Below are 24,771 nucleotides of genomic sequence, written 5' to 3'. Positions count from 1 at the left end.
ACTGCACACAAATCCAAATTGTAGGAGCAAAGCTTGCTCGCGATAGCGGTGGTTCAGCCAGTGATGATGGCGACTGACCAGACGCCTTCGCGAGCAAGCTCTGCTCCTACAGGTTATGAGTCAACCTGCGAATTCTGTGAGAAACCCAATGAAAAACGACAACCTGCGCGCCGACCGTGACGATCTGGATGATTTCATCCCCCGCGCCTCGGCCAAACGCGAAAAAAGCCTGGTGCTGCAAGTAGCGACCGGGGTGTTTCTTGGCGGTCTGGTGCTGTGGCTGGTGCAACTGGCAGCCACGGCGGCTTACGCCAAACTGATGCTCGGCACCATTACCTTCGGCAGTTAAGCCAATTCGGTGGCGCGCTGACTGGCGGCATCGTCATAAACGACGTACAGCGATTCGGCGATCTGGCTCTTGATCGCCTTGGCGCTTTCCAGACCGAGGACAAAACCTTCAGCCTTGCCGCCAGCGCGATTCAGTTCTTCAGCGGTGCCGGCCTGAGTGATCGCATCGAGGAGTTTTTCGGCGTGAGGGCCGACGCCTTTGGGCAGGCTGATTTGCGCGATGCTCATGCGAACACCTCGCTGTTGCGGGACTGACAGATCATGTGATGCATGGCGCGTACCTTTTCGGCGGATGGCCGGTAGCGCGTGTTACCACTTCCGGGCGGCCATGGTAGACCTCTGGCGAGAATCTGGTAACCGCCAATCGCTGACAAACCACCATTCATCCCGGCAAATCGTTCAATTTCACAATCGGCGCTTGACTTCTCTTTTTGAATCAGTAACATACGCACCAATTCCGCAATAGCTCAGTTGGTAGAGCAAATGACTGTTAATCATTGGGTCCCTGGTTCGAGTCCAGGTTGTGGAGCCAAATAGCAAAGCCCCTGAATCGAAAGATTCAGGGGCTTTTTTGTGGGCGCTCGAAAAGATCAAAAGATCAAAAGATCGCAGCCTTCGGCAGCTCCTACAGGGGATAGGTGTTTTCATGTAGGAGCTGCCGAAGGCTGCGATCTTTTGATCTTCAAACAAAAAGGGCCGATCTGATTAACAGATCGGCCCTTTTCCATTCAGCTACAGCCGTCAGACATGCTCGCTGCTTTTCACCTGCACTTTCGGCGCGCCATGGCCATGGTCGTGATCATCCGGCTCGATCACCGGCACTTCATTGCCGTCGCAGTCATGCAGTTTGCCGTCACTGAAGTAATCGCCTTCGCGCAGCGCATCCAGATCGCGATAACGCAGAGTTCGCTCTTCCGCCGCCGCAAACACCGACTGTTGATCGGAGTTGCCGGTGGTGAAATGGTTGAACGCCAGGTTCAGCAGGATCGCCATGATCGCCGACGAGCTGATGCCCGAGTGGAAAATGGTCGCAAACCAGCTTGGGAACTGATCGTAGAAGTTCGGCGCGGCAATCGGGATCATGCCGAAACCGATCGAGGTGGCGACGATGATCAGGTTGACGTTGTTGCGATAATCAACCTTCGACAGCGTACGAATACCACTCGCTGCCACAGTGCCGAACAGCACGATACCGGCGCCGCCGAGTACCGAAGTCGGCACCGCTGCGATAACCCGACCCATGAACGGCAGCAGGCCAAGGATCACCAGGAATACGCCGCCGGTGGCCACCACATAACGGCTCTTGATCCCGGTCACCGCCACCAGACCAACGTTCTGGGCGAAAGCGCTCTGGGTGAACGAACCGAAGATCGGCGCAAACATACTCGACAGCATGTCCGCACGCAGACCGTTGCCCAGACGCTTGGAGTCGACCTTGGTGCCGATGATTTCACCGACCGCCAGAATGTCCGCCGAGGTTTCCACCAGCGTCACCATGACCACGATGCACATCGACAGAATCGCGGCGAAATGGAAGGTCGGCATGCCAAAGTGGAACGGCGTCGGGAAGCCGAACATCGGCCCGGTGGTGACGTTGGAGAAATCCGCCATACCGAGGAACACCGCCAGTATCGTACCGATCACCATGGCCAACAGGATCGACAGACGCGAGATGGTTGAGCTGCCCACCTTGCTCAGCAGCAACACCAGCACCAGCGTCACCGCCGCCAGACCGATGTTTTGCATGCTGCCGAAGTCCGGCGCGTGGCTGTTGCCGCCCATCGCCCAGCGTGCGGCCACCGGCATCAGCGTCAAGCCGATGGTGGTGATCACGATACCGGTGACCAATGGCGGGAAGAACTTGGTGATGCGCGAGAACACCGGTGTGATCAGCAAGCCGATCAGCGATGCCGCAATGACGGCGCCAAGCACCGATTGGAAGCCGCCCTCCCCGCCACTGCTGACGATCGCGACCATGGTCGCCACGCCGGAGAACGACACGCCCTGTACCAGCGGCAACTGACAGCCAAAAAACGGTAGACCCAGGGTTTGCAGCAGCGTCGCCAGCCCCCCCGCAAACAATGAAGCAGCAATCAACAAACCAATGTCTGCCGGCGACAGGCCGGCCGCCTGGCCGATGATCAGTGGCACCGCAACGATACCGCCGTACATGGTCAGAACATGTTGCAGGCCGTAAGCCATATTCGCGCCGACCCCGAGATTTTCGTCCTCGGGCCGTTGGTGTGAAACATGGGGCGTTTTCATGGTGGGGGGTTCCCTGGTTTTTGTTATGCGCACACTGTATTCAATACTCAGGACAAATGTCCATAGAGTTGTATACAACTTGTCAGTCACAAAATGGATAGGTAGCCATCCAAGCTTCTAGTCCGCGCCTCGCAACGCCCACAAATCCGGCAACACATCCCCACCTGCATCTGCGCCAACGCCCACTAGGCTGAAGTGTTCATGGCGACCGACGGTGCGGTCGCAGTCTTTTTTATACATATAAAGTATGCATAATGCAGTTAATCGATATTCAGTTCGACAAAAGCAAGAACGCAGCCAACAAACTCAAGCACAGGGGCATCAGCCTCGCCGAGACCGAAGCGGTCTTTTACGACGAACGAGCAATAACTGTTGAAGACAACGATCACGACGAACAACGCTGGATCACGATCGGTCTCGACGCCAAGGGACGCTTGCTGGTCGTCGCATACAGTTATCGCGAGCCGAATGTCGTTCGAATCATTTCTGCACGTGTCGCCACACCGAGCGAGCGTTGCGCCTATTTTCTGGAGGCTTGACCGATGAAAGACGAATATGACTTCTCCCAAGGCAAACGCGGCGCTGTGGCGTCCGCCAAGGGCAAAACCCGGATCACCATCATGCTCGACGATGCCGTGATCGACGCCGCGCGCACGGTGGCGGAGAACGAGGGGTTTGGTTATCAGACGGTGATCAACAACACGCTGCGCCATGCCTTGCTCGATGCTGAAAAGCACGACCAGGTCGATCCGCTGCAATTCAGCAAAGGCATCACCGCCGCCGACCTCAAGAGTCTTGAGAAAAAATTGTCGGCAGCGGCCGGGGAAATTCGCCGGGTGCTGGAACCGGATGCCAAGCCTTAGGCTTTGGCCGGTACGATCATTCGTTCAAGAGAATGCCGTGTATGCGGCACGTCCGGCAGGTGAATGTCGAATTCCTGCTCCAGCAGTTCGAACAATGCCGCCACCTCGGTGATTTCGCGCCGCTCGCTGCTCGCGCCCATGCGATGAAGGGCGAAACTGCCGTTGTTCAATGTTTTGCGCCAGCCATCACCGGTACGCGCCGCCATCAGGCGCTGAGTAAACGGAGAGTCGGGATGGGCCGAGACGTACCAGTTGCCGATGGTGAAATCGATGTCTTCCTGGCGTTGCAGGTCGAACAGGTACATCGATCGCCACTCGCCGGCGACGTTGGCTTGCAGCATGTAGCCATCGGCTTGTTTGTCGATGCGATAGGGTTCGTGCGGGGTGATTTGTTCTGCCTCGGTATCGAGAAGCAGCGGCGCGGTCGGCACCATGCCACCGAAGCCGACGTCGGTGATGTAGCGCACGCCGTCGAGGGTGACCAGACTCAAGCGGTGCGTGCGCGCCGTCCAGCTGCCTTCCGGCTGATTCATCACCACGCGGCCGCTGATGGCGCGAGCGTCGAAGCCCAGCTCAAGCAGCAGGGTGAAGAACAGATTATTCAGCTCATAGCAGTAGCCACCGCGACCGCCGAGCAGGATTTTCTCTTCGATGGACGGCAAATCGATCAGCACCGGTGCGCCAGTAATCGTCGCCAGATTCTCGAAAGGAAAGACCCCGGTGTGGCGCCATTGCAGCAGCCGCAAGTTTTCCAGCGTCGGCGCTGGCGGTGCATCAAAACCCAAACGTTGCAGGTACAGCTTCAGGTTCGTCAGGCGTGGCTCGCTCATTGCTCAATCCTTTTGCATGGGGCCGCAGTTCACTGCGTTGATGGTCGCCATGTATACGGGATAGGGCAGCTGTTTCGATAATTGATTTCGCCAATCGAATCAATCGCCGCCCGCACAAACCGATGCGATACGATTGCAGTTGCATGAGGGGGTTGGCCTCCATGCAAGCAATAAGAGGCCCAACCAAATCAGTCATCAAGCGCCAACGCATTCAGCTCATCTTTATAGGGAAGCCGAGGAGAGTATAAATTATGAAAAGCGCGTCCAACAGCACCAGAAAATATTATAAGCTGTGGGTTATTAGTTCCACCCATCAAAATATGAGTCACAGCTATACCTGGATACGGATCAATGTAATAAATCTCCTTAATACCTAGCTGATATGCTTTTTTTGAACACAACTCACAAGGACTAGCCGTTGTAAAAAGCTTACCACCCTCAATAGGTCTTCCACCATACTTAGATATTTGCAAAAAAGCATTCTCTTCTGCATGCAGAGATCTAGTATGCACCTGATTCTTCTCTTTCTTCAGACTATTGTATTCACTCTTAAAGCAATAGGAAATATTTCTTCCCGTACTCGCAATCTTAAGATACTTAGAGTTCTCCCCACTGAATCTCTCGATATAACCAACATCAGTTTTCTCATACTCTGAATAAGCATCTTGATCATAACCGCTAACCAAATCAAATCTGTTACGCAAACTACAAGGCACTTGCCCATACGGTGTATCATTCCACCCTACAGATTGAACTGAAAAATTTAGATCCGTAACGACTGCCCCCACCTGCCTGGAAATACAGCCAGAATTTAATTTTGCGGTATAGGCCATTTGCATGCAGCGTTCTAAAGGTGTGGGTGTTACAAGCCCAGGCCTTGTCATTAACGATACGAAAGTAATCAGTTGATTTGCCAAACTGGAGAAATCCGAGACAGCATTTTCCGAGTCTGGATTACTTATATAGAGCTCCGAGCGCTCTAAACAAGCTTGTATATCTTGTTTTATATACGTTGACTGTTGAGCAAGGCTTCGAGAACTATATTCTTCCCCATCAATTTTACCGACTTGTTCATCAGTATATCCTAATAGCCTCAATCGTCTCTTACGCTGTTCGTCTTCACATGAAACGGCCATAAGATAAAATGATGAGTAACGATCTTGAAAATATGTCGCCTCAAAAGGATTTCGAATAGCATCGATAACAATGAAAGTTTTCTTCCCTTTGCCTCTCGCAGCACGTATTAATTTTATGATTACATTTATTTTGTCCGCTAAGGAGTAAAAGCTGCCGCTTTTACGCTCTTCGGAAGTAGGGCTTCCTGAATTTCTTAAATTATTCCCGACCTGCTGAAACAGCTTGACATATCCTGACCCACCAATAATTCGCTTAAGCTTTTCATTTTGCCCAGGTAGAAATTCTGCGTAGTAACGGCGCAAACTTCTTACATCTTCCTCGACCACAGGTTCATTTTTTATTTCTTGTAAAACATCTATAATTTCCCGCTTAACCTGTTCACTTATACCATCAACTCCACCCAAAAAAACAGATGACTCAGCAATATCCAACTCCGACAACATAAGCGTCAGAACCGAACTTGCTTGAATAGTAACAAATGGTTCCCAAGTCTTTTCGAAATTCTTAAGAACGATTTTCTGTTTTCTTTGAGGATTTGAATCAGGATTATTACCGGAATAAAGTGAGTGCTTTATTTCTGCTTGAGGTTTAGAAAGTATTTTAGCAACAGTCGAGCACCCACTTCCGGTGCGACCGGTTAGCCCAATAATAATGAAGTCATCATCATCGCCATAAATTTTTGAAATCGCGTCTTTAAAATAACTGGCCATTCGCTCCGCTCCGTCGTATTTTTTGTACTTCCATTTTTCAAAACTACGACATCCGCAACCAAAAAGCCACTATAGGTTTCAGACTATTACTGACAAGCTATCCTGATAAATATTCTCAAGTAAGAATCTCTACTACTAGCGCTTGCGTGAACCGATGCGAATCCACGTTGGCGCATGGTCACTGGCGTGCGGTTCATTGCGCACCCACGCGTCTACGCCGGCCTCGTGCAGATACGGACTTAATGCCGGGTTGAGCAGCAGATGATCGATGCGTAAACCGGAGTTGGTTTGCCAGTGTTGGCGGAAGTAATCCCAGAAAGTGTAGAGGCGATCCTCGGGATACAAATGCCGCAGCGAATCCGTCCAGCCTTGATCGAGCAAACGCTGATAACACTCGCGGCTCTCGGGTTGCAGCAAAGCGTCCTTAAGCCATGAGCGGGTGTTGTAGATGTCCATGTCGGTGGGCACGACGTTGTAATCACCGGCCAACACCACCGGGTGATCGCTGCTTTGCAGGTCTTTCGCATAGCTGATCAACCGTTCGAACCACGCCAGTTTGTAATCGAATTTCGGCCCCGGCTGCGGATTGCCGTTAGGCAGGTACAGGCAACCGACCAGCACGCCGTGCACCGCAGCCTCCAGATAACGGCTGTGCTTGTCGTCGGGATCGCCCGGTAAACCGCGACGGCTCTCCAGCGGCTGCGCATCACGGGCAAGAATCGCTACACCATTCCACGCCGCCTGACCTTGCCAGATCGCGCCGTAACCGGCGGCTTCCAGTTCGGCGGCGGGGAATGCCGAATCGACCGATTTGAGTTCTTGCAAGCAGGCGATGTCCGGTTGCTCGCGTTTGAGCCAATCGAGCAGATTCGGCAAACGCGCGCGTAAACCGTTGACGTTGTAGGTGGCGATCCGCAGGTTTTTCATCGGCTGAGGCTCCTGCCCGTGGACTGTGAAAATTGTGACCGCGTGAACATCGCAGCGGTTGCATCGGATCCGTCCGCTGCGGCGTAATAGGCGCTCGCCCTTCGCCCGCTCTGCCGAGACCTGAATCCCATGCCAACCACGCTGCAAGGTCAGCGCATCCTTCTGCGCCCGCTTGAGTATTCCGACGCCGCCGCCCTGCTCCATGCGGCTGCCGACGGCGAATTGTGGAACCTCACCGTGACCGTTGTGCCGTCGGCCAGCACCGTCGACAGCTATCTGAAAAAGGCCCTCGACGGCCGCAAGGCCGGCACGGTGATGCCGTTTGTCATCGTCTTGAAGGACACCGGCGAGGTGATCGGCTCAACACGCTTCTGGAAGATCGATCCGCTCAATCGCAAGCTGGAAATCGGCAGCAGCTGGATCTCGGCGAGCTGGCAGAAATCCTTCGTCAACACCGAAGCCAAATACCTGATGCTGCGCCACGCCTTCGAAGTGCTCGATTGCGTGCGTGTGCAGTTCACCACCGACGAGAACAATCAGAAATCACGCCAGGCGATTCTGCGTCTCGGCGCGCAGCAGGAAGGTATCGTCCGTCATGAACGGATCATGCCGGACGGGCGCAAACGCAACTCGGTGCGTTTCAGCATCATCGACGACGAATGGCCGCAAGTGCGCGCGCACCTGGAACAGAAACTCGCCGCCTACGCGTAAAACATTCAGGCGCGACTGCGCAGCCATTGCAGGAAGCCTTTTTTCGCCACCACCACCGGCGCCTCCTCGGTCAGCGATTGCGCCTTGTGCAGGCGGTAATCGAGCAAGGTTTTCATCGCATCGCTGATGTCGTGACGAGCATCGAGGCACGGCTTCAGGTAAGTCTTTTCGATGCGATAAAGGGCGCAGAAGGTTTTCGCGGCAAACTTGGCCGGCACCGAGGAATCGGACAGGATGCCCGCCTCGCCGATCACTTCGCCCGGGCCCATGCGCCCTGACTCGAACGGCGTGCCGTGGCGGGTCAGCGTCACTGTGACCACGCCCGACTCGATGATGAACAAGTGATCGCTGACCTCCCCCGCCTCCAGGATCGTCTCGCCAGTGCGGAAATTTTGCAGGGTCATGTTCTGGCTGAAGGTTTCCTTCTCTTCCTGGCGCAACGTCGAGAAGATCGGCGAACTGTCGAGCAATGCCCGTGGCCGCGACAGGTTGCTCGGCGCGCTGCTTTCATCGCTCGACAGCAGATTGACCCCGGACGCCTGCAAGTGCCGGTACGCCAGATCAAACAGCTGATTGCGCACCACGCGTTTCTCGCCCATCGACGCGACGAAACCGCTGATCTCGTATTCCGCGCCGCTGCTGCCGGAGCTTTTCAGCGCGACACTCGGCGCCGGGTTGTCGAGTAACTGCCGACAGCCCTGCATCGCCCGCTCCAGCGATTCGATCACTGAACTGGGCCGCGCATGCGGACTGACCTGCACGCTGACCGCGACGCCGAACATATTGCTCGGCCGACTGAAGTTGATGATCTTCGCCTTGGCCGCCAGCGAGTTGGGAATCACCGCCATGCTGCCCTGACTGGTTTGCAGGCGCGTGGCACGCCAATCGATATCGGTGACCCGGCCTTCGGTGCCGTCGATGGAAATCCAGTCATCCAGTTGATAAGGCTTGGTGGTATTGAGGACGATCCCGGAAAACACATCGCTGAGCGTGCTCTGCAAGGCCAGACCGACGATGATCGCCAAGGCGCCGGAGGTTGCCAGCACGCCTTTGACCGGCAGATCCAGCACGTAGGCCAGCGCCGCGATAATCGCGATAAGGAAAATCACCGCACCGAGTAAATCCTGCAACAAGCGCCCGGTGTGGCCGACCCGTTGCATCATCACCGCGCCGATCAACACCGTCAGGGTGCGCGCGCCAAACAGCCACCAGCCGATCTGCAACCCGGTCGCCGCCAGGTGCAACGGCACGTTGTCGGCCCACGGCGCGGGCTCCATCGGGTTGAGGCCTTCGTTGAACAGCAAGATGCTGAACAGGGTAAAAATCAGCACGCGCACCAGCAGTTTCCACTCGCTGCCACGGGAACTGATCAGGCGCCACAGACCGAGATCAAGGAGGATCAGGACCAACGCGCAAAACAACGGGTGTTCGGTCAGCAGAGACAGCATCAAACAACTCCGACGGGGGCCAATCGCGAGAAGATCGCACAGATTGGGGAGAGTGTAGGAGTAATTGATTTCACAGCATGAACACACCCGCAAAAAACCCACAAAACCCCTGTAGGAGCTGCCGCAGGCTGCGATCTTTTGATCTTCAAAAACAAAGTCAAAAGATCGCAGCCTGCGGCAGCTCCTACAGGGGTTTGCGGGTGGCCTGGGTTATTTGTCGTTAGACAGGCTGTTATAGCTGGTGAACAGGTTGCGGTAATCCGGGATGTGGTTGGAGAACAGCGTGCCCAGCCCTTCAACGTCGTTGCGCCAGTCGCGGTGCAACTCGCAGGCCAGACCGAACCAGGTCATCAACTGCGCGCCCGCCGTGGACATACGATTCCACGCCGATTCGCGGGTCAATTCGTTGAACGTGCCCGAGGCATCGGTGACCACGAACACATCAAAACCTTCCTCTATCGCCGACAGTGCCGGGAATGCCACGCAGACCTCGGTCACCACGCCAGCAATGATCAGTTGCTTCTTGCCCGTCGCCTTGATCGCCTTGACGAAATCTTCGTTGTCCCAAGCGTTGATCTGGCCTGGACGAGCGATGTACGGCGCATCCGGAAACAGCGCTTTCAGCTCAGGCACCAGCGGGCCGTTGGGGCCGGTTTCGAAACTGGTGGTGAGGATTGTCGGCAGTTTGAAGTACTTGGCCAGATCGGCCAGCGCCAGCACGTTGTTCTTGAATTTGTCCGGATCGATATCGCGCACCAGCGACAGCAGCCCGGCCTGGTGATCGACCAGCAGCACCGCAGCGTTGTTCTTGTCCAGACGTTTGTATTGAGTGGTCATTGCAGTAATCCTCGCGTGTTGTCGAGGCCGACGGGGGTCGGCCTCGGGAGACTCGATCAGCGTTGGGAATCCAGCACTTCGTGTTCGTTCGCGACTTGCTGAGCCTTGAGGTAGCTCTCGATCAGCAATTGATAATGCGGCATGGCCTGGGCGTAGACGGCCGCCCACTGCTCGGCATCGGGACGGTTCCACGAGCCTTGCAGCTCGGAAAGCGTAGCCATGATGTCGATCGGCACCACCCCGGCCTGGGCCAAACGGGCAACTGTCAGATCAGTGGCGAGTTTGGAGTGATTACCGGACGCATCGACCACGGCAAAAACCTTGTAGCCTTCGTGCACGGCAGCGATCGACGGGAACGCCAGGCAGACGCTGGTTAGCGTGCCGGCGATCACCAACGTTTTCTTGCCAGTGGCTTTGACTGCCGCGTGAAACTCCGGGTTATCCCACGCGTTGATTTCGCCCTTGCGCGCCACGTATTGCGCATGCGGCGCGGCTTCGTGAATTTCCGGAATCAACGGCCCGTTCGGCCCTTGCGGCACGGAGGCGGTGGTGATCACCGGCATCTTCAGCAGGGTCGCCGCTTTCGCCAGCGCTACGGCGTTGGCGCGCAGTTGCGGCACGTCCATGTCTTTGACGATCTGGAACAGACCGCTCTGGTGGTCGATCAGCAGCATGGCTGCATCGCTGGCATCGATGGTCGGTTTCTGGCCGTCGAAGTTCGCGGCATTGACAGTGTTCATGTGCGTGTCCTCTTTTCTTTAGGCAACAGCCATCCCTGGCCTTCGAACCGGCCTACGCGTCCTGTGTAGAGCGGAGTGGTTGTGCGTTAAGCGTGCATCTGGCCGAAGCGGCCGGACTGGAAGTCGGCGAAGGCCTGGTGGATTTCCTGCTCGGTGTTCATCACGAACGGGCCGTGGCCGACGATCGGTTCGTCAATCGGTTCGCCGCTGAGCAACAACACCACCGCATCCTGGCTGGCTTCGAGGGTCAGCTGCTTGCCATCGCGTTCGAACAGCGCCAACTGCCCTTCGCGCACCGATTCCACACCGTTGACCTGCACCGAGCCTTTCAATACCACCAGCGCGGTGTTACGGCCTTCGTGCAGATCCAGCGTCAGCAACTTGCCGGCGTTCAGACGCAGATCCCACACGTCGATCGGCGTGAACGTACGCGACGGGCCGGTGTGGCCATCGAACTCGCCGGCGATCAGGCGCAGGCTGCCGGCGTTGTCCTTGAGCGCGATGCTCGGGATGTCGCGGTCGAGAATGGTCTGATAGCCCGGCGCGGCCATTTTGTCCTTGGCCGGCAGGTTGACCCACAGCTGCACCATTTCCAGTTTGCCGCCGGTTTTGGCGAAGTTATCCGAGTGAAACTCCTCGTGGAGGATCCCGGACGCCGCCGTCATCCATTGCACATCGCCCGGGCCGATGACGCCGCCACTGCCGGTCGAATCGCGGTGCTGCACTTCACCGTCATAAACGATAGTCACAGTTTCGAAACCACGGTGCGGATGCTGACCAACGCCACGACGATCGGTCGTCGGCGTGAAATCGGCGGGGCCGGCGTGATCGAGCAGCAGGAACGGGCTGATGTGTTTGCCCAGGTTGTCGTAGGAAAACAGCGTGCGAACCGGGAAACCATCGCCGACCCAATGGCCGCGTGGGCTGGTGTAGATACCGATGATGTTTTTCATGGTTGTCTCCAATTGGGGTGAGTGATGCGATGGATTAAGCTTAAATCCATGACCATTAATGCACTAGACTGCAAAAATCAGCCTTAGCGTTCTATCTGGAGAACGATGGTGGAAGACCTCAACACCCTTTACTACTTCACCCAAGTGGTCGAACACCACGGATTCGCCGCCGCCGGCCGTGCGCTGGACATGCCCAAATCGAAGCTCAGTCGGCGCATTGCCGAGCTGGAAGAACGCCTCGGTGTACGCCTGCTGCACCGCACCAGCCGCCATTGTTCGCTGACTGAAATCGGCCAGGCCTATTACCAGCGTTGTCTGGCCATGCGCATCGAAGCCGAAAGCGCCGCCGAACTGATCGAACGCAACCGCTCCGAGCCGCAAGGGCTGGTGCGCCTGAGTTGCCCGACGGCGCTGCTCAACTCGTGGGTCGGGCCGATGCTCACGCGCTACATGCTCAAGTATCCGCTGGTTGAGTTGTTCATCGAGAGCACCAATCGTCGCGTCGACCTGATTCACGAAGGTTTCGATATCGCTTTGCGCGTGCGCTTTCCGCCGCTGGAAAACACCGACATGGTGATGAAGGTGCTGGGCAACAGCATGCAGTCGGTGGTCGGTAGCCCGCAGTTTGTCGAACGCCTGTCATCACCGCCCTCGCCCGCTGACCTCAACGGTTTGCCGAGCCTGCATTGGGGCGCGGCGCAGCGTGAGTATCAGTGGGAATTGCTCGGGCCGAATGACAACACGGCGCTGATCCGGCACACGCCGCGCATGGTTACTGATGATTTGATCGCATTACGTCAGGCAGTGATTGCCGGGGTCGGCGTGGCGCATTTGCCGAGTGTGGTGGTGCGCGAGGACATTGCCGCCGGGCGCGTGGTGGAGTTGATTCCGGGGTGGGCACCGAAGTGTGGGGTGGTGCATGCGATCTTTCCGTCGCGGCGGGGGTTGTTGCCGTCGGTGCGCACGTTGATTGATTTTCTCGGCGAGGAATTTGCGCGCAGCGACATTGCTTGAATCGGCTGCTCGCGAAGAGGCCAGCCCAGACACTGAAAATCCAAATATCTGATTCATGACTTCTGCTCAACACTGCTTTGCCCCAGCAGCGGTTTTTCTCAAGGATGCACACGCGGATACTCGACCCCATTCCCACTGCAATCCCTTGGAGTCTTTCATGTCTGTTCCCGCTTTCGGCCTCGGTACCTTTCGCCTGCAAGGCCAGGTGGTCATTGACTCGGTGAGCACCGCCCTCGAACTCGGTTACCGCGTCATCGACACCGCGCAAATTTATGAAAACGAAGCGGACGTCGGCCAGGCCATCGCCGCCAGCGGTATCCCCCGCGAAGATCTGTTCATCATCAGCAAAATCTGGATCGCCAACTTCGCCAAAGATCGCCTGATCGACAGCCTCAAAGAGAGCCTGCAAAAACTGCAGACCGACAACCTCGACTTGACGCTGATCCACTGGCCATCGCCGGAAGACCAAGTGCCCGTCGAAGAATTCATGGGCGCTCTGCTGGAAGCCAAACGTCTGGGCCTGACCCGGCAGATCGGCGTATCCAACTTCACCATCGACCTGATGAAGCAAGCGATCAAAGCCGTCGGCGCCGACAATATCGCCACCAATCAGATCGAACTGCACCCGTACCTGCAAAACCGCGCGGTGGCTGAGTTCGCCAAAAGCCAGGGCATTCACATCACCTCGTACATGACCCTCGCTTACGGTGAAGTCTTGAAGGATCCGGTGATCGAGCAGATCGCTGCACGCCTGCAAGCCACTCCGGCACAAGTCACGCTGGCATGGGCCATGCAATCGGGTTACGCAGTGATTCCGTCGTCGACCAAACGCGCCAACCTGCACAGCAACCTCGGCGCCACCGCCCTCAAGCTGAGCGATGCCGACATGGCGCAGATCGCTAAGCTGGAGCGCGGCCACCGCCTGACCAGCCCAAAAGGCATCGCGCCCATCTGGGATTGATCGCTCAGGCCTGAAGCCGTTGCGCGAGACCTTGCATGGCCTCGCGCAATGCACCGGCGCTAACGCCTAACGTTGCGCTTTCAGCATCGCGGCAGGCGTGTTCGAGGTCGGTACACGCCGACACCACGCGCGCGGCGCCGACCATTTGTGCACCGCCCTTGATGTGATGGGCCAGATCGCGCAGGCCGCCACGGTCAGGGGTTTGCAACAGATCGTCGAGGCGCAGCAAATCGGCGTGCAGGCTGTTCAGTACTTCTTTGCGCAGGTGATCGATGAGGGCGCGGTTATTCCCCGCCAACTGCTCCAGCGCGCTGAGGTCGAACTCAGCCAGCGGCAAATTATCTGATCGCTCGATACCTCGCTCAATGTGACTGGCGCCGCCCAACGCCACACTCAGATCGTGCAAACGAATTGGCTTGAACAGGCAATCGTCCATGCCCGCTGCGAGGCAACGAGCTCTTTCCTCGACCAGCGCATTGGCCGTAAAACCAATAATCAAACGTCGACCGACACCTGCGAGCGCTTCGTCCTGACGAATCGCGCGCGCCAGTTCATAACCGCTGCGCCGGGGCATGTTGCAGTCGGTGATCAGCACGTCAAAAGATTGCTCGCGCCACAGTTTCAAGCCCTGCTCGCCGTCTTCAGTGTCGACCGTCCGGTGCCCCAACTCACTGAGTTGCCAACACAGCAACAAGCGGTTCACCGGGTGATCGTCCACCACCAGAATGCTCAGCGATTGCACGGGTTCGGAGGCGATTGGCGTGGGCGCATGGTTTTGTTCGAGCGCTTCCAGCAACGCCACTTCAAGGCGAACGGTGACTCGCGTGCCGACGCCGGTTTTGCTCTCGAGTTGCAACTCGCCGCCCATCATTTCGCACAGGCTGCGACTGATGACCAAGCCCAACCCCGAACCACTGCGCGCCGCATGCGGGTCATTGCCGGCCTGCACAAATGGACTGAACAAACGCTGCCTGTCTTCAGGGCTGATGCCAATGCCGCTGTCTTCGATAATCACGCAGACCGCCAGTTGTCCGGCCTCCAAAGCATTCACGCGCAGTTGCAAACTCACTTCGCCGGTCTCGGTGAACTTGATCGCATTGCTCAGCAGATTCGATAGCACCTGCTTGAACCGCGTCGGATCAATCAGCACATCAACGTCGCTGCCAGCCTCTAGATCAAGGTGCCAGAGCAAGCGTTTCTGTCGCGCCAAACCTTCGAAAACCCTGCACACCGAACTGACCAGTTCACGCAGATTCGCGCGTTCGGGCGCCAGCGATAAATGCCCCGATTCAATCCGCGCAATATCAAGAATGTCGCCAATCAGCGCCAGCAATTGCTGCCCGGCACTGGATGCGACCTGAATCGCCAAGCGATCGGTCACGCCCTCCTCCGCACGTTTCAAGGCCAATTCAAGCATGCCGATCAAGGCGTTCATCGGCGTGCGGATTTCATGGCTCATGGTCGCCAGAAACGTGGTTTTCGCACGATTGGCATCGTCGGCCACGTCCTTGGCCTCCTGCAATTGCTGCAACCATTGCTGACGTTGACGAATTTGCCGGCGCTGAAAACCGATCCACGCCAGCGCCAATAGCAGCAACACCGCAGCGCCGATAAAACCGCGCAAAATCTCCCCGCGATGACGCAGCCAATAGCTGTCATCGACCACCATGTCATGGCTCCAGCGGCCGACCAGTTCATCGATTTCCTGCGGTGCGATGCTCAGCAATGCCTTGTTCAGGATTGAATGCAACTCCGCCGCCTGTGGCACGGTGGCCAAGGCGATTCTGGCGGGTTGATCACCGACGGTGGTGACAATTCGCATGCGTTCACGGTAGTGACGGGCAATCAGATAGCGCGCCACCAGCAACGAACTCAGAGTCGCGTCCGCCTGGCCCTTGCCGATCATTTCCATGCCCGCCGCCGGGCTGGGCACCTCGACCAACTTCACCTGCGGTGCATGCTCGAGCAAATACCCACGCAACGGATGCCCGCGATAAATCGCCAGGCGTTTGCCGGCCAGATCATCGAGGCTGCGCGGACTGTCCACGCCTGCTGCCGTGACCAGCACGAACGGATTGCTCAGATACGCTCGGGTAAAGCGCAATTCGGCTTCACGCTCACTGCTCGGCGTCACCACTGGCAGCACATCGAGCTCGCCAACCTTCAATTGCTCGATCTGGCGATCCAGCGAGCGACCGCGCACCACCTCGAACGTCAGGCCGCTGCGCTGACTGATCAGACTCAACAACGGCGCCGCAAGCCCGCTGAGGCGACCCTTGGAATCAAAAAACGACAGCGGCGCAAAATCATCGATAACGCCGACCCGCACACGCGGATGCTGGTCGAGCCAGCGCTGTTCTTTGGCACTCAGGCGTACTTGCGACTGCTCGGCCATTTCCGCGCGTCCGGCGCTCCAGCGTTGTTCGATAATCTGGCGCTGGAGCAGAGGAATGGCGGCCAGCGCCTTGTCGATGATCCGCTTCAATCGCGCATCCGTGCGGCGCATTGCGAAGCCGAACGGGTTGGCATCCAGCCCGGACGGCCCGGCCAGTTGCACGTCGTTGCGGTAATTGGTGTTGATCAGGTAGTTGGCACTGATGAAGTCGCCGAGGTAGGCATCGTCTCTGCGAAGGCCACGGCGCCGAGTGCGTCCATGGCTGAGTGGTAACGTTGAATATGCGTCTGTGGATAAAAGCCCTGCACGGTCGCCAGTGGTAAATAGTCTTCGGCCATGGCCAGGCGTTTGCCGACAAGATCGGCCAGCGGCGCTTCTCCGAGCCGGGTCACCAGCATCGGCTGATCTTCGGCGTATGCGCGAGACAGCACCAGTTCAGGGTCAGCCAGTTCAAAATTGTTCGAGGTGCCGAGTACGTCCAGCTCGCCCCGTTTGAGCGCGGTAATGGCCGCTTCCCGATTGGCGTAACGCAGCACTTCGACACGCATATTCAGCAGTTGCGCGAGTAGATCAGCGTAATCGGCGCTGAGCCCTTCCAGTTGATGGTGGTTGCGGGTCAATTCGAACGGCGGGTAATCCGGCCCGGAAATGCCCATGCGCAACACCGGGTGCTGGCGCAGCCATTGCCGGTCGGTGCCGTCGAGCCGTACTTGAACATTCTCCAGCCGGGTTCGCGTGAGGATCTCCAACGTCGTTGGCGCCGTTTCGGCCAACGCGGTCAGCGCCCACACCGCCAATGCAATCACAACCCAGCGGCCGATGCGCATGTGCGGCCTCTCAGATCAAGTGATTGCGCTTAGCGAAATCACGCAAATGAACGCCGGAGGAGACGCCCAGTTTTGTCATCAATCGGGTTTTGTAGGTGCTGACAGTCTTGTGGCTCAGGTGCATGTCTTCGGCGATGGTCTTGTTGGGCGCTCCTCGCGCCAGTTGCACGAATATGCTCAGCTCCCGATCGGAAAGTTGATCGATCATCTGCTTCTCGGTGTAGTGCAGAGCGTTCGATGCGTTTGCCTGATCAGGCAGTGCCGTGAAATAGGTGTACCCCGACATCAGCGCCTGAATCGCCTTGTGCAACTGCGCCAACTGATTCGTCTTGGGCACAAACGCCATGGCCCCGGCGCGCAGGCAACGCTCCTGATAGAACAACGGCTCATGGGACGTGAATACCAGAATCCGGCATTCCAGATCGTTGGCCTTGATCCGCGCCAGCACATCCAGCCCACCGAGCATCGGCAAATTCAGGTCAAGCACCACCAATTGAGGTTCGTGCTCACGAATCAGTGGCAGCACCTCATTCCCGCTGGATGCCTCGTGGATCTTTTTGAAACCTTCCGCTTGCAGCACGATTCTGACGGCGGCGCACACCACCGGATGATCATCGACGATCAGCGCTGACTTCATGAACACTCCCGATGGCAAGACATGACATTTGCGCCACACGACCGCATGAGCGGACAGAGTGGCAACGCAAAGACTGTTGCACGGGAACGGCGGTGAATCTACCTGTCAGGTTTGACAGTTGCGGCCATTGAATATTTGTGTCTAAGCCTGACGTTTCAACGCTGGAACACGCATCAAGTCAGTGCAGGCTCCAGGTTTTGGCGCATCGGCCAGCGCCGCCAACTGCTCGATCATTCGCGCATTCGGCAGCACGCAATGGCTGATCTGCACATTATCCTGCGCAAAACCCGGGATCGCCCGTGATGGCGCAGTAGGTTCGTTGTAGATCAAGGCGTGGCGAACATGCGGGTTATCGAGGAAAAACCCCAGAAGATCCAGTGAGCCAGCGGCCATCTCTGCGTTTATCACCACGATGTCGAAGGGTTCGCAGCCGTAATCGACCAGGGTCAGCAGGTCGACCAGGCTCTGCACCGGTGCCACGCGGTAGTAGCCGAGGCCATTGAATGCACGCTCGATTTTCATGCGGTGAAAATGTTGCGGATCGGCGATCAGAATGCGCAGGGCTTTGTTGTTCATCGTAAACCTCACGGGTTAGACGGCTTCAAATGAATGCAAGCCTACGGAGGCCAAACGGAAGATTCTGTAGGACGCGTCCTAAAAAGACTGGCGGTAATTCCTTGATTCACGCGCTCGGCCACGCCAGGCCGGTGCCAATAAAGTGCCGCTATTCGGTGGTGCTCGGACTCCAGAATGCCTGCACCACCAAAGCTGACGTCGAGATCCGCGCGACCAGTGCATCCAGCTCATCGCCGTCCACCGACGTTGTCGCCAACGTTGCTTCGATTTCAATTTCATCGGCACCAAAGGCATGCACGTCGACATCACTGGCCGGGTAGTTGCTGCGTTCCAGTTCCGCTTCGAGCAACGCGAACACCGCCGTTTGCTGCGAACGCCGGGCGATAACGTAGACGATGTTGGTGACTTCCGCCGACACCACGTCCAGCGGTTGGCGGTTGATGTTGTTGACGATCGGCCGCAGCAAGGTATTCGCGGCCAGGATAAACAGCGTGCCGAGCACGGCTTCGGCGAGCAGGTCGGCGCCGGCGCAGGCGCCCACTGCCGCAGACGTCCACAGGGTGGCGGCGGTGTTGAGGCCGCGCACGTTGCCCTCTTCACGCATGATCACCCCGGCGCCGAGAAAACCGATGCCGGAGACCACGTAAGCGACCACACGCACCGCGCCTTCAGCGCCGGCGAGACGGTTGGCCATGTCGACGAAAATCGCTGCGCCGACGGCGACCAGCACGTTGGTACGCAGGCCGGCGGTGCGTTGCCGGTATTGCCGTTCGAAACCGATCAGGCCACCGAGGATGAACGCGGCGCTGAGGCTGACGAGGGTGTCGAGCAGTGAATCGAGGTTGAGGTTGTTGATGGCTTGCATCGTCATCTCCCTGAAAAAAACACAACCCCACTGGGGGGCCTGCTTAGAACGAGTCCCCTGTAGGAGCTGCCGAAGGCTGCGATCTTTTGATGTTGCCTTTTGAAACAAGATCAAAAGATCGCAGCCTTCGGCAGCTCCTACAGGGGGGAGCAGTGTTGCTGTTATTGCCAGCCGAAGCGGCGGATGTAGAAGCCTTTCACCGCCTGGGTCAGCGCCATGTACGCCAGCAGGATCACCGGCAGGAACACGAAGTACAGCGACGGCAGCGCCTGCAATTTGAAGTAGTGCGCCAGCGGCCCCATCGGCAGGAAGATCCCCACCGCCATGATGATTCCGGTCATCACCAGCAGCGGCGTGGCGGCACGGCTTTGCAGGAACGGAATCTTCGGCGTGCGGATCATGTGCACGATCAGCGTCTGGGTCAGCAGCCCGACCACGAACCAGCCGGACTGGAACAGGGTCTGGTGATCCGGGGTGTTGGCATCGAAGACGTACCACATCAAGGCGAACGTGGTGATGTCAAAGATCGAACTGATCGGGCCGAAAAACAGCATGAAGCGCCCTACGTCGCCCGGCTGCCAGCGTTGTGGTTTTTTCAGCATTTCCTCGTCGACGTTATCGAACGGAATGGCGATCTGCGAAATGTCGTAGAGCAGGTTCTGCACCAACAGGTGCATCGGCAGCATTGGCAGGAACGGAATAAACGCACTGGCGACCAGCACCGAGAACACGTTGCCGAAGTTGGAGCTGGCGGTCATCTTGATGTACTTGAGCATGTTGGCGAAGGTGCGCCGCCCTTCGAGCACGCCCTCCTCCAGCACCATCAGGCTCTTTTCCAGGAGGATGATGTCGGCCGCTTCCTTGGCGATGTCCACCGCGCTGTCCACAGAAATACCGATGTCGGCGGTGCGCAGGGCTGGCGCGTCGTTGATGCCGTCGCCCATGAACCCGACCACGTGACCATTGCCTTTAAGGATGCGCACGATGCGCTCCTTGTGCGACGGCGTCAGTTTGGCGAAGACATTGGTGGTCTCTACCGCCACCGCCAGTTCGGCATCGCTCATGCGCTCGACGTCGTTGCCCAGCAGCAGGCCTTGTTGCGCGAGGCCGACTTCACGGCAGATCTTCGCGGTCACCAGTTCGTTGTCGCCGGTCAGCACTTTCACTGCCACGCCATGTTCGGCCAAGGCTTTCAGCGCGGGCGCAGTGCTTTCCTTCGGTGGATCGAGGAACGCCACGTAACCAATCAGCGTCAGTTCCTGTTCATCGGCCAGGCTGTAAATCTCGCGACCTTCAGGCATCGAGCGTGCGGCCACGGCCACCACGCGCAAGCCTTCAGCGTTGAATGCTGCGGTGACCTGACGAATCTTGGTCAGCAATTCATCGCTCAAGGCTTCATCGACGTCGCCGTGACGCACGCGGCTGCACACCGCCAGCACTTCTTCCACCGCGCCTTTGCAGATCAACTGATGCGGTTGGCCACGCCCTTCGACCACCACCGACATGCGCCGACGATTGAAGTCGAACGGGATCTCATCGACCTTGCGAAACGCCGTGCCGACTTTCAGTTCACGGTGGATTTCCACGTGCTCCAGCACCGCGACATCCAGCAGGTTTTTCAGGCCGGTCTGGTAGTAGCTGTTGAGGTAGGCCATTTCCAGCACGTCATCGGAATCGGCGCCCCAGACATCAACATTACGCGCGAGGAAGATCTTGTCCTGCGTCAGCGTACCGGTCTTGTCGGTGCACAGCACGTCCATCGCGCCGAAGTTCTGGATCGCATCGAGGCGTTTGACGATGACTTTTTTGCGCGACAGAAACACCGCGCCTTTGGCCAGCGTCGAGGTAACGATCATCGGCAGCATTTCCGGAGTCAGGCCGACAGCAATCGACAGCGCGAACAGCAGTGCTTCCGTCCAGTCACCCTTGGTGAAACCGTTGATGAACAGCACCAGCGGCGCCATCACGAACATGAAACGGATCAACAGCCAGCTGACTTTGTTGACGCCCTGCTGGAACGAAGTGACCGCGCGATCGGTTGCGCCAACCCGCTGGGCCAGCGCACCGAAATAGGTGCTGTTGCCGGTGGTCAGGATCACCGCCACTGCTGTGCCGGACACCACGTTGGTGCCCATGAACAGGATGTTGTCCAGCTCCAGCGGGTTGCGTGTGTCGCGATCAGCCTGGCGTGGAAACTTCTCCACCGGCATCGATTCGCCGGTCATTGCAGCTTGGCTGACGAACAGATCCTTGGCGCTGAGCACGCGGCAATCGGCAGGAATCATGTCGCCGGCCGAGAGCACGATCAGATCGCCCGGCACCAGTTGTTTGATCGGCAACTCGCTGCGTGGCGCGTCGCGGCGCATCACGGTGGCGGTGTTGCTGACCATGGCTTTCAGCGCATCGGCGGCCTGGTTGGATTTGCTTTCCTGCCAGAAGCGCAGCAGCGTCGACAGCACCACCATGGAGAAAATCACCACGGCGGCCTTGAGGTCTTCGGTCAGCCACGAGATCACCGCCAACAGGGTCAACAGCAGGTTGAACGGGTTTTTGTAGCAGTGCCACAGGTGAGTCCACCACGGCAGCGGCTGCTCGTGTTCGACTTCGTTGAGGCCATATTGCGCACGCAGCGCATCGACTTCGAAATCGGTGAGGCCATCGGAATGCGTGCCCAATGACGACAGCAGCACACCGCTGTCGCAATGCGCGGCATCGACCAGAGTGTTGGCCAGAGTGGGTGGGACTTCACGGCTGACCGTGGTGTCGTTGATCGATTCCAGCAACGCCAGGCGACGGAAGTGCCGGGCGATGTGGCGAGTGCGCAGGAAGCCTGCGAAAAATTCCTTGAGCGTAAGTTTCATGGCTGTTGCCCCTGTGGTCAGCCGGGAAACCGTCAAGCAGGTACGGCCGCGCCTCGTCCGCCGGAAAAACCGGCACGGCAAGGCTTGGCGCGCCGGTCAGAAAAGACAGGCGTGTCGATAGGGCTGCGATCACGACAATAAAGTCGAAACCACGCTCTGTTCAGCGTCGATGAGAAGGACGTCTAGCCATGGCCCAGGACGGGTCATGCACGGGATGCCGCTGCTCGCTTTTACGGCGAGACAACGACAGAGAAAGTCTGCGCGTTATCTTGCCGAGAATCTGCCGGTTACCGAGACCGGCCGACAACTGTCACTCGAACAAGTACCCACTGTGGGTCTCCGCTATTGATGAAAACGCGCGAAGCTTACGCGCCGATGTCTGGAGAGTAAACCCGCAAAAGGCAGTGCGTTGGGGAATGTGGGGGATGTTCAGGAAGGGTTCAGGATGATCGTTCCCACGCTCTGCGTGGGAATGCAGCCCGGGACGCTCCGCGTCCCTGTCGAAGGCCGAACGCGGAGCGTCCGTTGAGGCATTCCCACGCAGAGCGTGGGAAAGATCTTGAATTTTCGGTGCTTCTGCTGGCCTCTTCGCGAGCAAGCCCGCTCCCACATTGGATCTTCATCTGACACAAAATCTGTGTTCACTGAAAATCCCCTGTGGGAGCGGGCTTGCTCGCGAAGGCGGTATGTGAGGCGCTAAAAAATCAGCTGGCAGTTGCCAACAACAGATCCGCCACAGACCGATGCCCACGATTCTTGCCATGCTCAAACAGCGAGCCAGCAATCTCGTCCGCACGAATCGGCAGCACCGACAGCAGCGTGTCGCTCAAACCATGGCTGGCCTGGCAGAAGCCCTGCATGTAGATGCCGGCCTTGCAGCGCTCGTCGGTGATGAGTTTGTAATTACGGTCGACCTCGAAATCACCGAGGTACTCTTCCAGCGGCGCCAGCAGTTTGCGGTGCATCTGCCGCTCGTAACCGGTGGCCAATACAACCGCGTCGTAGTTGCGCACGGTGACTTCGCCGGTGGCGTTGTTGCGCACGGCCAGTTCGATACCGTTTTCAGTCGCAGTAGCGCTCTCGACTGTGGTCAGCGTACGGAACGCGTGACGGGCAATCCCGGAGACCTTCTGGCGATAGAAGATGCCGTAGATGCGCTCGATCAGGTCGATGTCGACCACCGAGTAGTTGGTGTTGTGGTACTCGTTGACCAAACGCTCACGCTCGGCGCTGTTCTGCTGGAACACCAGATCGGTGAACTCCGGCGAAAACACTTCGTTGACGAACGGGCTGTCGTCCGCAGGCTTGAGTGCCGAGCCGCGCAGGATCATGTCGACCTGCACCGATGGGAACGAATCATTCAGATCAATAAACGCCTCCGCCGCGCTCTGCCCGCCGCCGATGATTGCGATGCTCATCGGCTGATTGTTCACGCACGGCTGCTTGGCCATTTGCGACAGGTATTGCGAATGGTGGAACACACGGCTGTCGCCCTTCAGCGCTTTGAACGCCTCGGGAATACGCGGCGTGCCACCGGCGCTGACCACCACCGAACGGGTGGTGCGCACATGTTGCTGGCCGTCGCTGCCACGGGAAATCACGCGCAGCGCTTCAACCTGATGGTTGTGCAGCACCGGCTCGATGGTCAGCACTTCTTCGCCGTAACGGCTCTGCTCGGTGAACTTGCCGGCGACCCAGCGCAGGTAGTCGTTGTACTCCATGCGGCACGGGTAAAACGTGCCGAGGTTGATGAAGTCGACCAGACGGCCGTGATCCTTCAGGTAGTTGACGAACGAGTACGGGCTGGTTGGATTGCGCAGGGTCACCAGATCCTTGAGGAAGGAAATCTGCAACTCGCTTTGCGTCGACAGGGTGTTGCCGTGCCAGCTGTAATTGGCCTGCTTGTCGAGGAACAGCACATCCAGCTCGCCATGGATCGGGCCGCGCTCTTGCAGAGCGATGGCCAGCGCCAGGTTCGAAGGGCCGAAACCGATGCCGATCAGGTCGTGAACGATGGGCGATGCAATTGCCTGAGTCATTTCCAGTGTCCTCTGGAGGAACCCCTCAACAAGGGGCATGGAGAGCCTAAGTGACCTGACCGGCCTTGAGCAGGACAGCAGGTCGTCTGTTGAGTAGGAACGAGGACAGTGAAATAAAATTTAACGAAGTCGGCTCAATGGGCATCCCATTGTTTGATCCGCACGCGGCAATGTTTCATCGCATTGACGATGTGTTTTTCCACCAGCGCCTTGGAAATACCCAGCTGTTCGGCGATTTCCGGGTGCGACAGGCCTTCGATCTTGCGCAGCAGAAAACTGTCGCGACACAGCGGCGGCAGTTCTGCCAACGCCCGCTGGAGCATTTCCAGACGCTGGCCGTGATCGAGGGTGCTGTGGGGCGACGGGGTGAAATAGCGCTCTTCGTTGTCGAGCACATCCAGTGATTCGACCTGGCGCAAGGCATTGCGCCGATGGTCGTCGATGACCAGATTCAGCGCCGTGCGATAAAGAAATGCACGCGGTTGCTCGATCGGGGTATCGCTGGAACGTTCCAGCACCCGCAGATAGGCGTCATGCACCACATCTTCGGCAATCTGACGATTGCCGAGCTTGGCGTTGAGGAAACACACCAGCTCGCGATAGTAGTTTTCCAACATGACTCCCGGCCGCAAACGTGCGGTTTCTGTCCTTGAGCACACCGATTGACGACGGCGTGAAACGCAGTAGCAAGATAGTGGCAACTTGAGGTGCGTAATTTATAGTAATTCTCATATAGATTTAAAGTGGTGTTTGCCGTTGCCCGATAAATAGTGCTGCGCTATAGCTGTTACTTCGTGTGTCAGCGCTTAAATTCCGCCGCTCTTTCC

The 24,771-nt window shown here is 57.6% G+C and carries 22 protein-coding genes, 1 tRNA gene and 1 pseudogene; 7 read left to right on the top strand and 17 right to left on the bottom strand.

Annotation, left to right across the window (positions count from 1 at the left end; genetic code table 11):
• Positions 1-148 precede the first annotated feature (148 nt).
• The gene (locus ACIOMO_RS16805; protein WP_159812934.1) at positions 149-349 is read left to right on the top strand and encodes a hypothetical protein; all 201 of its coding nucleotides are present in this window, start codon (positions 149-151) and stop codon (positions 347-349) included.
• On the opposite strand, the gene ACIOMO_RS16800 is transcribed toward ACIOMO_RS16805, so the two are convergent.
• Both ACIOMO_RS16800 and ACIOMO_RS16795 read right to left on the bottom strand, forming a co-directional pair.
• Complete coding sequence (locus ACIOMO_RS16800) at positions 346-576, bottom strand: hypothetical protein (protein ID WP_053118896.1); 231 nt, start codon at positions 574-576, stop codon at positions 346-348. The genes ACIOMO_RS16805 and ACIOMO_RS16800 overlap by 4 nt on opposite strands.
• On the bottom strand, positions 573-794 hold the full coding sequence (locus ACIOMO_RS16795) for a hypothetical protein (protein WP_212544444.1): 222 nt from the start codon (positions 792-794) through the stop codon (positions 573-575). The genes ACIOMO_RS16800 and ACIOMO_RS16795 overlap by 4 nt, the downstream gene beginning before the upstream one ends.
• A 10-nt stretch (positions 795-804) precedes the next feature.
• On the opposite strand from ACIOMO_RS16795, the gene ACIOMO_RS16790 reads away from it, so the two are divergent.
• Positions 805-880, top strand: a tRNA-Asn gene (locus tag ACIOMO_RS16790).
• 209 nt (positions 881-1,089) lie between these two features.
• Here the strand turns inward: ACIOMO_RS16790 and ACIOMO_RS16785 are convergent.
• Positions 1,090-2,613: a nucleobase:cation symporter-2 family protein gene (locus ACIOMO_RS16785; RefSeq protein ID WP_053118894.1), complete on the bottom strand. Its 1,524-nt coding sequence runs from the start codon at positions 2,611-2,613 to the stop codon at positions 1,090-1,092.
• Positions 2,614-2,867: 254 nt separating this feature from the next.
• On the opposite strand from ACIOMO_RS16785, the gene ACIOMO_RS16780 reads away from it, so the two are divergent.
• A complete protein-coding gene (locus ACIOMO_RS16780) occupies positions 2,868-3,152 on the top strand; it encodes a BrnT family toxin (RefSeq protein WP_401242198.1) in 285 nt (94 codons plus the stop codon).
• A 3-nt stretch (positions 3,153-3,155) separates the two neighbouring features.
• A complete protein-coding gene (locus ACIOMO_RS16775) occupies positions 3,156-3,476 on the top strand; it encodes a BrnA antitoxin family protein (protein WP_401242195.1) in 321 nt (106 codons plus the stop codon).
• On the opposite strand, the gene ACIOMO_RS16770 is transcribed toward ACIOMO_RS16775, so the two are convergent.
• From ACIOMO_RS16770 to xth, 3 genes are all read right to left on the bottom strand, one after another.
• Positions 3,473-4,306, bottom strand: coding sequence for an arylamine N-acetyltransferase (locus ACIOMO_RS16770; protein WP_401242193.1), 834 nt, complete (start codon positions 4,304-4,306; stop codon positions 3,473-3,475). The two genes, ACIOMO_RS16775 and ACIOMO_RS16770, sit on opposite strands and share 4 nt — an antisense overlap.
• Positions 4,307-4,494: 188 nt before the next feature.
• Positions 4,495-6,153 carry a hypothetical protein gene (locus ACIOMO_RS16765; RefSeq protein WP_401242190.1) on the bottom strand — a complete coding sequence of 553 codons (1,659 nt, stop codon included), beginning with the start codon at positions 6,151-6,153 and terminating at the stop codon, positions 4,495-4,497.
• A gap of 135 nt (positions 6,154-6,288) precedes the next feature.
• The gene (gene xth / locus ACIOMO_RS16760; RefSeq protein ID WP_401242187.1) at positions 6,289-7,080 is read right to left on the bottom strand and encodes an exodeoxyribonuclease III; all 792 of its coding nucleotides are present in this window, start codon (positions 7,078-7,080) and stop codon (positions 6,289-6,291) included.
• Positions 7,081-7,209: 129 nt separating this feature from the next.
• On the opposite strand from xth, the gene ACIOMO_RS16755 reads away from it, so the two are divergent.
• Positions 7,210-7,791, top strand: coding sequence for a GNAT family N-acetyltransferase (locus ACIOMO_RS16755; protein WP_053118887.1), 582 nt, complete (start codon positions 7,210-7,212; stop codon positions 7,789-7,791).
• Between the two features lie 5 nt (positions 7,792-7,796).
• Here ACIOMO_RS16755 and ACIOMO_RS16750 read toward each other — a convergent pair whose 3' ends face one another.
• From ACIOMO_RS16750 to ACIOMO_RS16735, 4 genes are all read right to left on the bottom strand, one after another.
• Positions 7,797-9,239, bottom strand: coding sequence for a mechanosensitive ion channel family protein (locus ACIOMO_RS16750; RefSeq protein WP_159812929.1), 1,443 nt, complete (start codon positions 9,237-9,239; stop codon positions 7,797-7,799).
• Positions 9,240-9,449: 210 nt separating this feature from the next.
• Positions 9,450-10,076, bottom strand: coding sequence for an isochorismate family cysteine hydrolase YcaC (gene ycaC, locus ACIOMO_RS16745; RefSeq protein WP_053118885.1), 627 nt, complete (start codon positions 10,074-10,076; stop codon positions 9,450-9,452).
• Positions 10,077-10,132: 56 nt separating this feature from the next.
• Complete coding sequence (locus tag ACIOMO_RS16740) at positions 10,133-10,816, bottom strand: isochorismatase family protein (RefSeq protein WP_008084027.1); 684 nt, start codon at positions 10,814-10,816, stop codon at positions 10,133-10,135.
• Between the two features lie 86 nt (positions 10,817-10,902).
• The gene (locus ACIOMO_RS16735; protein ID WP_401242181.1) at positions 10,903-11,769 is read right to left on the bottom strand and encodes a pirin family protein; all 867 of its coding nucleotides are present in this window, start codon (positions 11,767-11,769) and stop codon (positions 10,903-10,905) included.
• A gap of 105 nt (positions 11,770-11,874) precedes the next feature.
• Here ACIOMO_RS16735 and ACIOMO_RS16730 point away from each other — a divergent pair, with 105 nt between their 5' ends.
• A complete protein-coding gene (locus ACIOMO_RS16730) occupies positions 11,875-12,783 on the top strand; it encodes a LysR substrate-binding domain-containing protein (protein ID WP_159812926.1) in 909 nt (302 codons plus the stop codon).
• Positions 12,784-12,940: 157 nt separating this feature from the next.
• A complete protein-coding gene (gene dkgB / locus ACIOMO_RS16725) occupies positions 12,941-13,744 on the top strand; it encodes a 2,5-didehydrogluconate reductase DkgB (RefSeq protein ID WP_401242178.1) in 804 nt (267 codons plus the stop codon).
• 4 nt (positions 13,745-13,748) lie between these two features.
• On the opposite strand, the pseudogene ACIOMO_RS16720 reads toward dkgB, so the two are convergent.
• The 7 genes and pseudogenes from ACIOMO_RS16720 to ACIOMO_RS16690 form a co-directional block, all read right to left on the bottom strand.
• Positions 13,749-16,966 (bottom strand): annotated as a pseudogene (locus tag ACIOMO_RS16720) (ATP-binding protein).
• A gap of 10 nt (positions 16,967-16,976) precedes the next feature.
• Complete coding sequence (locus tag ACIOMO_RS16715) at positions 16,977-17,603, bottom strand: response regulator transcription factor (RefSeq protein WP_053118873.1); 627 nt, start codon at positions 17,601-17,603, stop codon at positions 16,977-16,979.
• Between the two features lie 141 nt (positions 17,604-17,744).
• Positions 17,745-18,179: a chemotaxis protein CheY gene (locus ACIOMO_RS16710; RefSeq protein WP_401242175.1), complete on the bottom strand. Its 435-nt coding sequence runs from the start codon at positions 18,177-18,179 to the stop codon at positions 17,745-17,747.
• A gap of 148 nt (positions 18,180-18,327) precedes the next feature.
• Entirely contained in the window at positions 18,328-19,044 is a 717-nt protein-coding gene (locus ACIOMO_RS16705; RefSeq protein ID WP_007913384.1) for an MgtC/SapB family protein, read from the bottom strand.
• Between the two features lie 161 nt (positions 19,045-19,205).
• Entirely contained in the window at positions 19,206-21,905 is a 2,700-nt protein-coding gene (mgtA, locus tag ACIOMO_RS16700; RefSeq protein WP_401242172.1) for a magnesium-translocating P-type ATPase, read from the bottom strand.
• A gap of 704 nt (positions 21,906-22,609) precedes the next feature.
• A complete protein-coding gene (locus ACIOMO_RS16695) occupies positions 22,610-23,944 on the bottom strand; it encodes a lysine N(6)-hydroxylase/L-ornithine N(5)-oxygenase family protein (protein WP_401242169.1) in 1,335 nt (444 codons plus the stop codon).
• A gap of 134 nt (positions 23,945-24,078) precedes the next feature.
• Positions 24,079-24,561, bottom strand: a complete 483-nt coding sequence (locus tag ACIOMO_RS16690; protein ID WP_053118866.1) for a sigma-70 family RNA polymerase sigma factor — start codon at positions 24,559-24,561, stop codon at positions 24,079-24,081.
• Positions 24,562-24,771: the final 210 nt, after the last annotated feature.

Origin of the sequence: Pseudomonas sp. NPDC087804 (genome assembly GCF_044742965.1) — a bacterium.
Taxonomy (GTDB): domain Bacteria; phylum Pseudomonadota; class Gammaproteobacteria; order Pseudomonadales; family Pseudomonadaceae; genus Aquipseudomonas; species Aquipseudomonas rustica.
Note: the sequence above shows the minus strand (reverse complement) of the source record. Positions and strands in the feature narration are given on the sequence as shown.

Coding starts and splice junctions, on each gene's coding strand:
- ACIOMO_RS16805 (WP_159812934.1), top strand. CDS start 149: ATGAAAAACGACAACCTGCGCGCCGACCGTGACGATCTGGATGATTTC.
- ACIOMO_RS16800 (WP_053118896.1), bottom strand. CDS start 576: ATGAGCATCGCGCAAATCAGCCTGCCCAAAGGCGTCGGCCCTCACGCC.
- ACIOMO_RS16795 (WP_212544444.1), bottom strand. CDS start 794: ATGTTACTGATTCAAAAAGAGAAGTCAAGCGCCGATTGTGAAATTGAA.
- ACIOMO_RS16785 (WP_053118894.1), bottom strand. CDS start 2,613: ATGAAAACGCCCCATGTTTCACACCAACGGCCCGAGGACGAAAATCTC.
- ACIOMO_RS16780 (WP_401242198.1), top strand. CDS start 2,868: ATGCAGTTAATCGATATTCAGTTCGACAAAAGCAAGAACGCAGCCAAC.
- ACIOMO_RS16775 (WP_401242195.1), top strand. CDS start 3,156: ATGAAAGACGAATATGACTTCTCCCAAGGCAAACGCGGCGCTGTGGCG.
- ACIOMO_RS16770 (WP_401242193.1), bottom strand. CDS start 4,306: ATGAGCGAGCCACGCCTGACGAACCTGAAGCTGTACCTGCAACGTTTG.
- ACIOMO_RS16765 (WP_401242190.1), bottom strand. CDS start 6,153: ATGGCCAGTTATTTTAAAGACGCGATTTCAAAAATTTATGGCGATGAT.
- xth (WP_401242187.1), bottom strand. CDS start 7,080: ATGAAAAACCTGCGGATCGCCACCTACAACGTCAACGGTTTACGCGCG.
- ACIOMO_RS16755 (WP_053118887.1), top strand. CDS start 7,210: ATGCCAACCACGCTGCAAGGTCAGCGCATCCTTCTGCGCCCGCTTGAG.
- ACIOMO_RS16750 (WP_159812929.1), bottom strand. CDS start 9,239: ATGCTGTCTCTGCTGACCGAACACCCGTTGTTTTGCGCGTTGGTCCTG.
- ycaC (WP_053118885.1), bottom strand. CDS start 10,076: ATGACCACTCAATACAAACGTCTGGACAAGAACAACGCTGCGGTGCTG.
- ACIOMO_RS16740 (WP_008084027.1), bottom strand. CDS start 10,816: ATGAACACTGTCAATGCCGCGAACTTCGACGGCCAGAAACCGACCATC.
- ACIOMO_RS16735 (WP_401242181.1), bottom strand. CDS start 11,769: ATGAAAAACATCATCGGTATCTACACCAGCCCACGCGGCCATTGGGTC.
- ACIOMO_RS16730 (WP_159812926.1), top strand. CDS start 11,875: ATGGTGGAAGACCTCAACACCCTTTACTACTTCACCCAAGTGGTCGAA.
- dkgB (WP_401242178.1), top strand. CDS start 12,941: ATGTCTGTTCCCGCTTTCGGCCTCGGTACCTTTCGCCTGCAAGGCCAG.
- ACIOMO_RS16715 (WP_053118873.1), bottom strand. CDS start 17,603: ATGAAGTCAGCGCTGATCGTCGATGATCATCCGGTGGTGTGCGCCGCC.
- ACIOMO_RS16710 (WP_401242175.1), bottom strand. CDS start 18,179: ATGAACAACAAAGCCCTGCGCATTCTGATCGCCGATCCGCAACATTTT.
- ACIOMO_RS16705 (WP_007913384.1), bottom strand. CDS start 19,044: ATGCAAGCCATCAACAACCTCAACCTCGATTCACTGCTCGACACCCTC.
- mgtA (WP_401242172.1), bottom strand. CDS start 21,905: ATGAAACTTACGCTCAAGGAATTTTTCGCAGGCTTCCTGCGCACTCGC.
- ACIOMO_RS16695 (WP_401242169.1), bottom strand. CDS start 23,944: ATGACTCAGGCAATTGCATCGCCCATCGTTCACGACCTGATCGGCATC.
- ACIOMO_RS16690 (WP_053118866.1), bottom strand. CDS start 24,561: ATGTTGGAAAACTACTATCGCGAGCTGGTGTGTTTCCTCAACGCCAAG.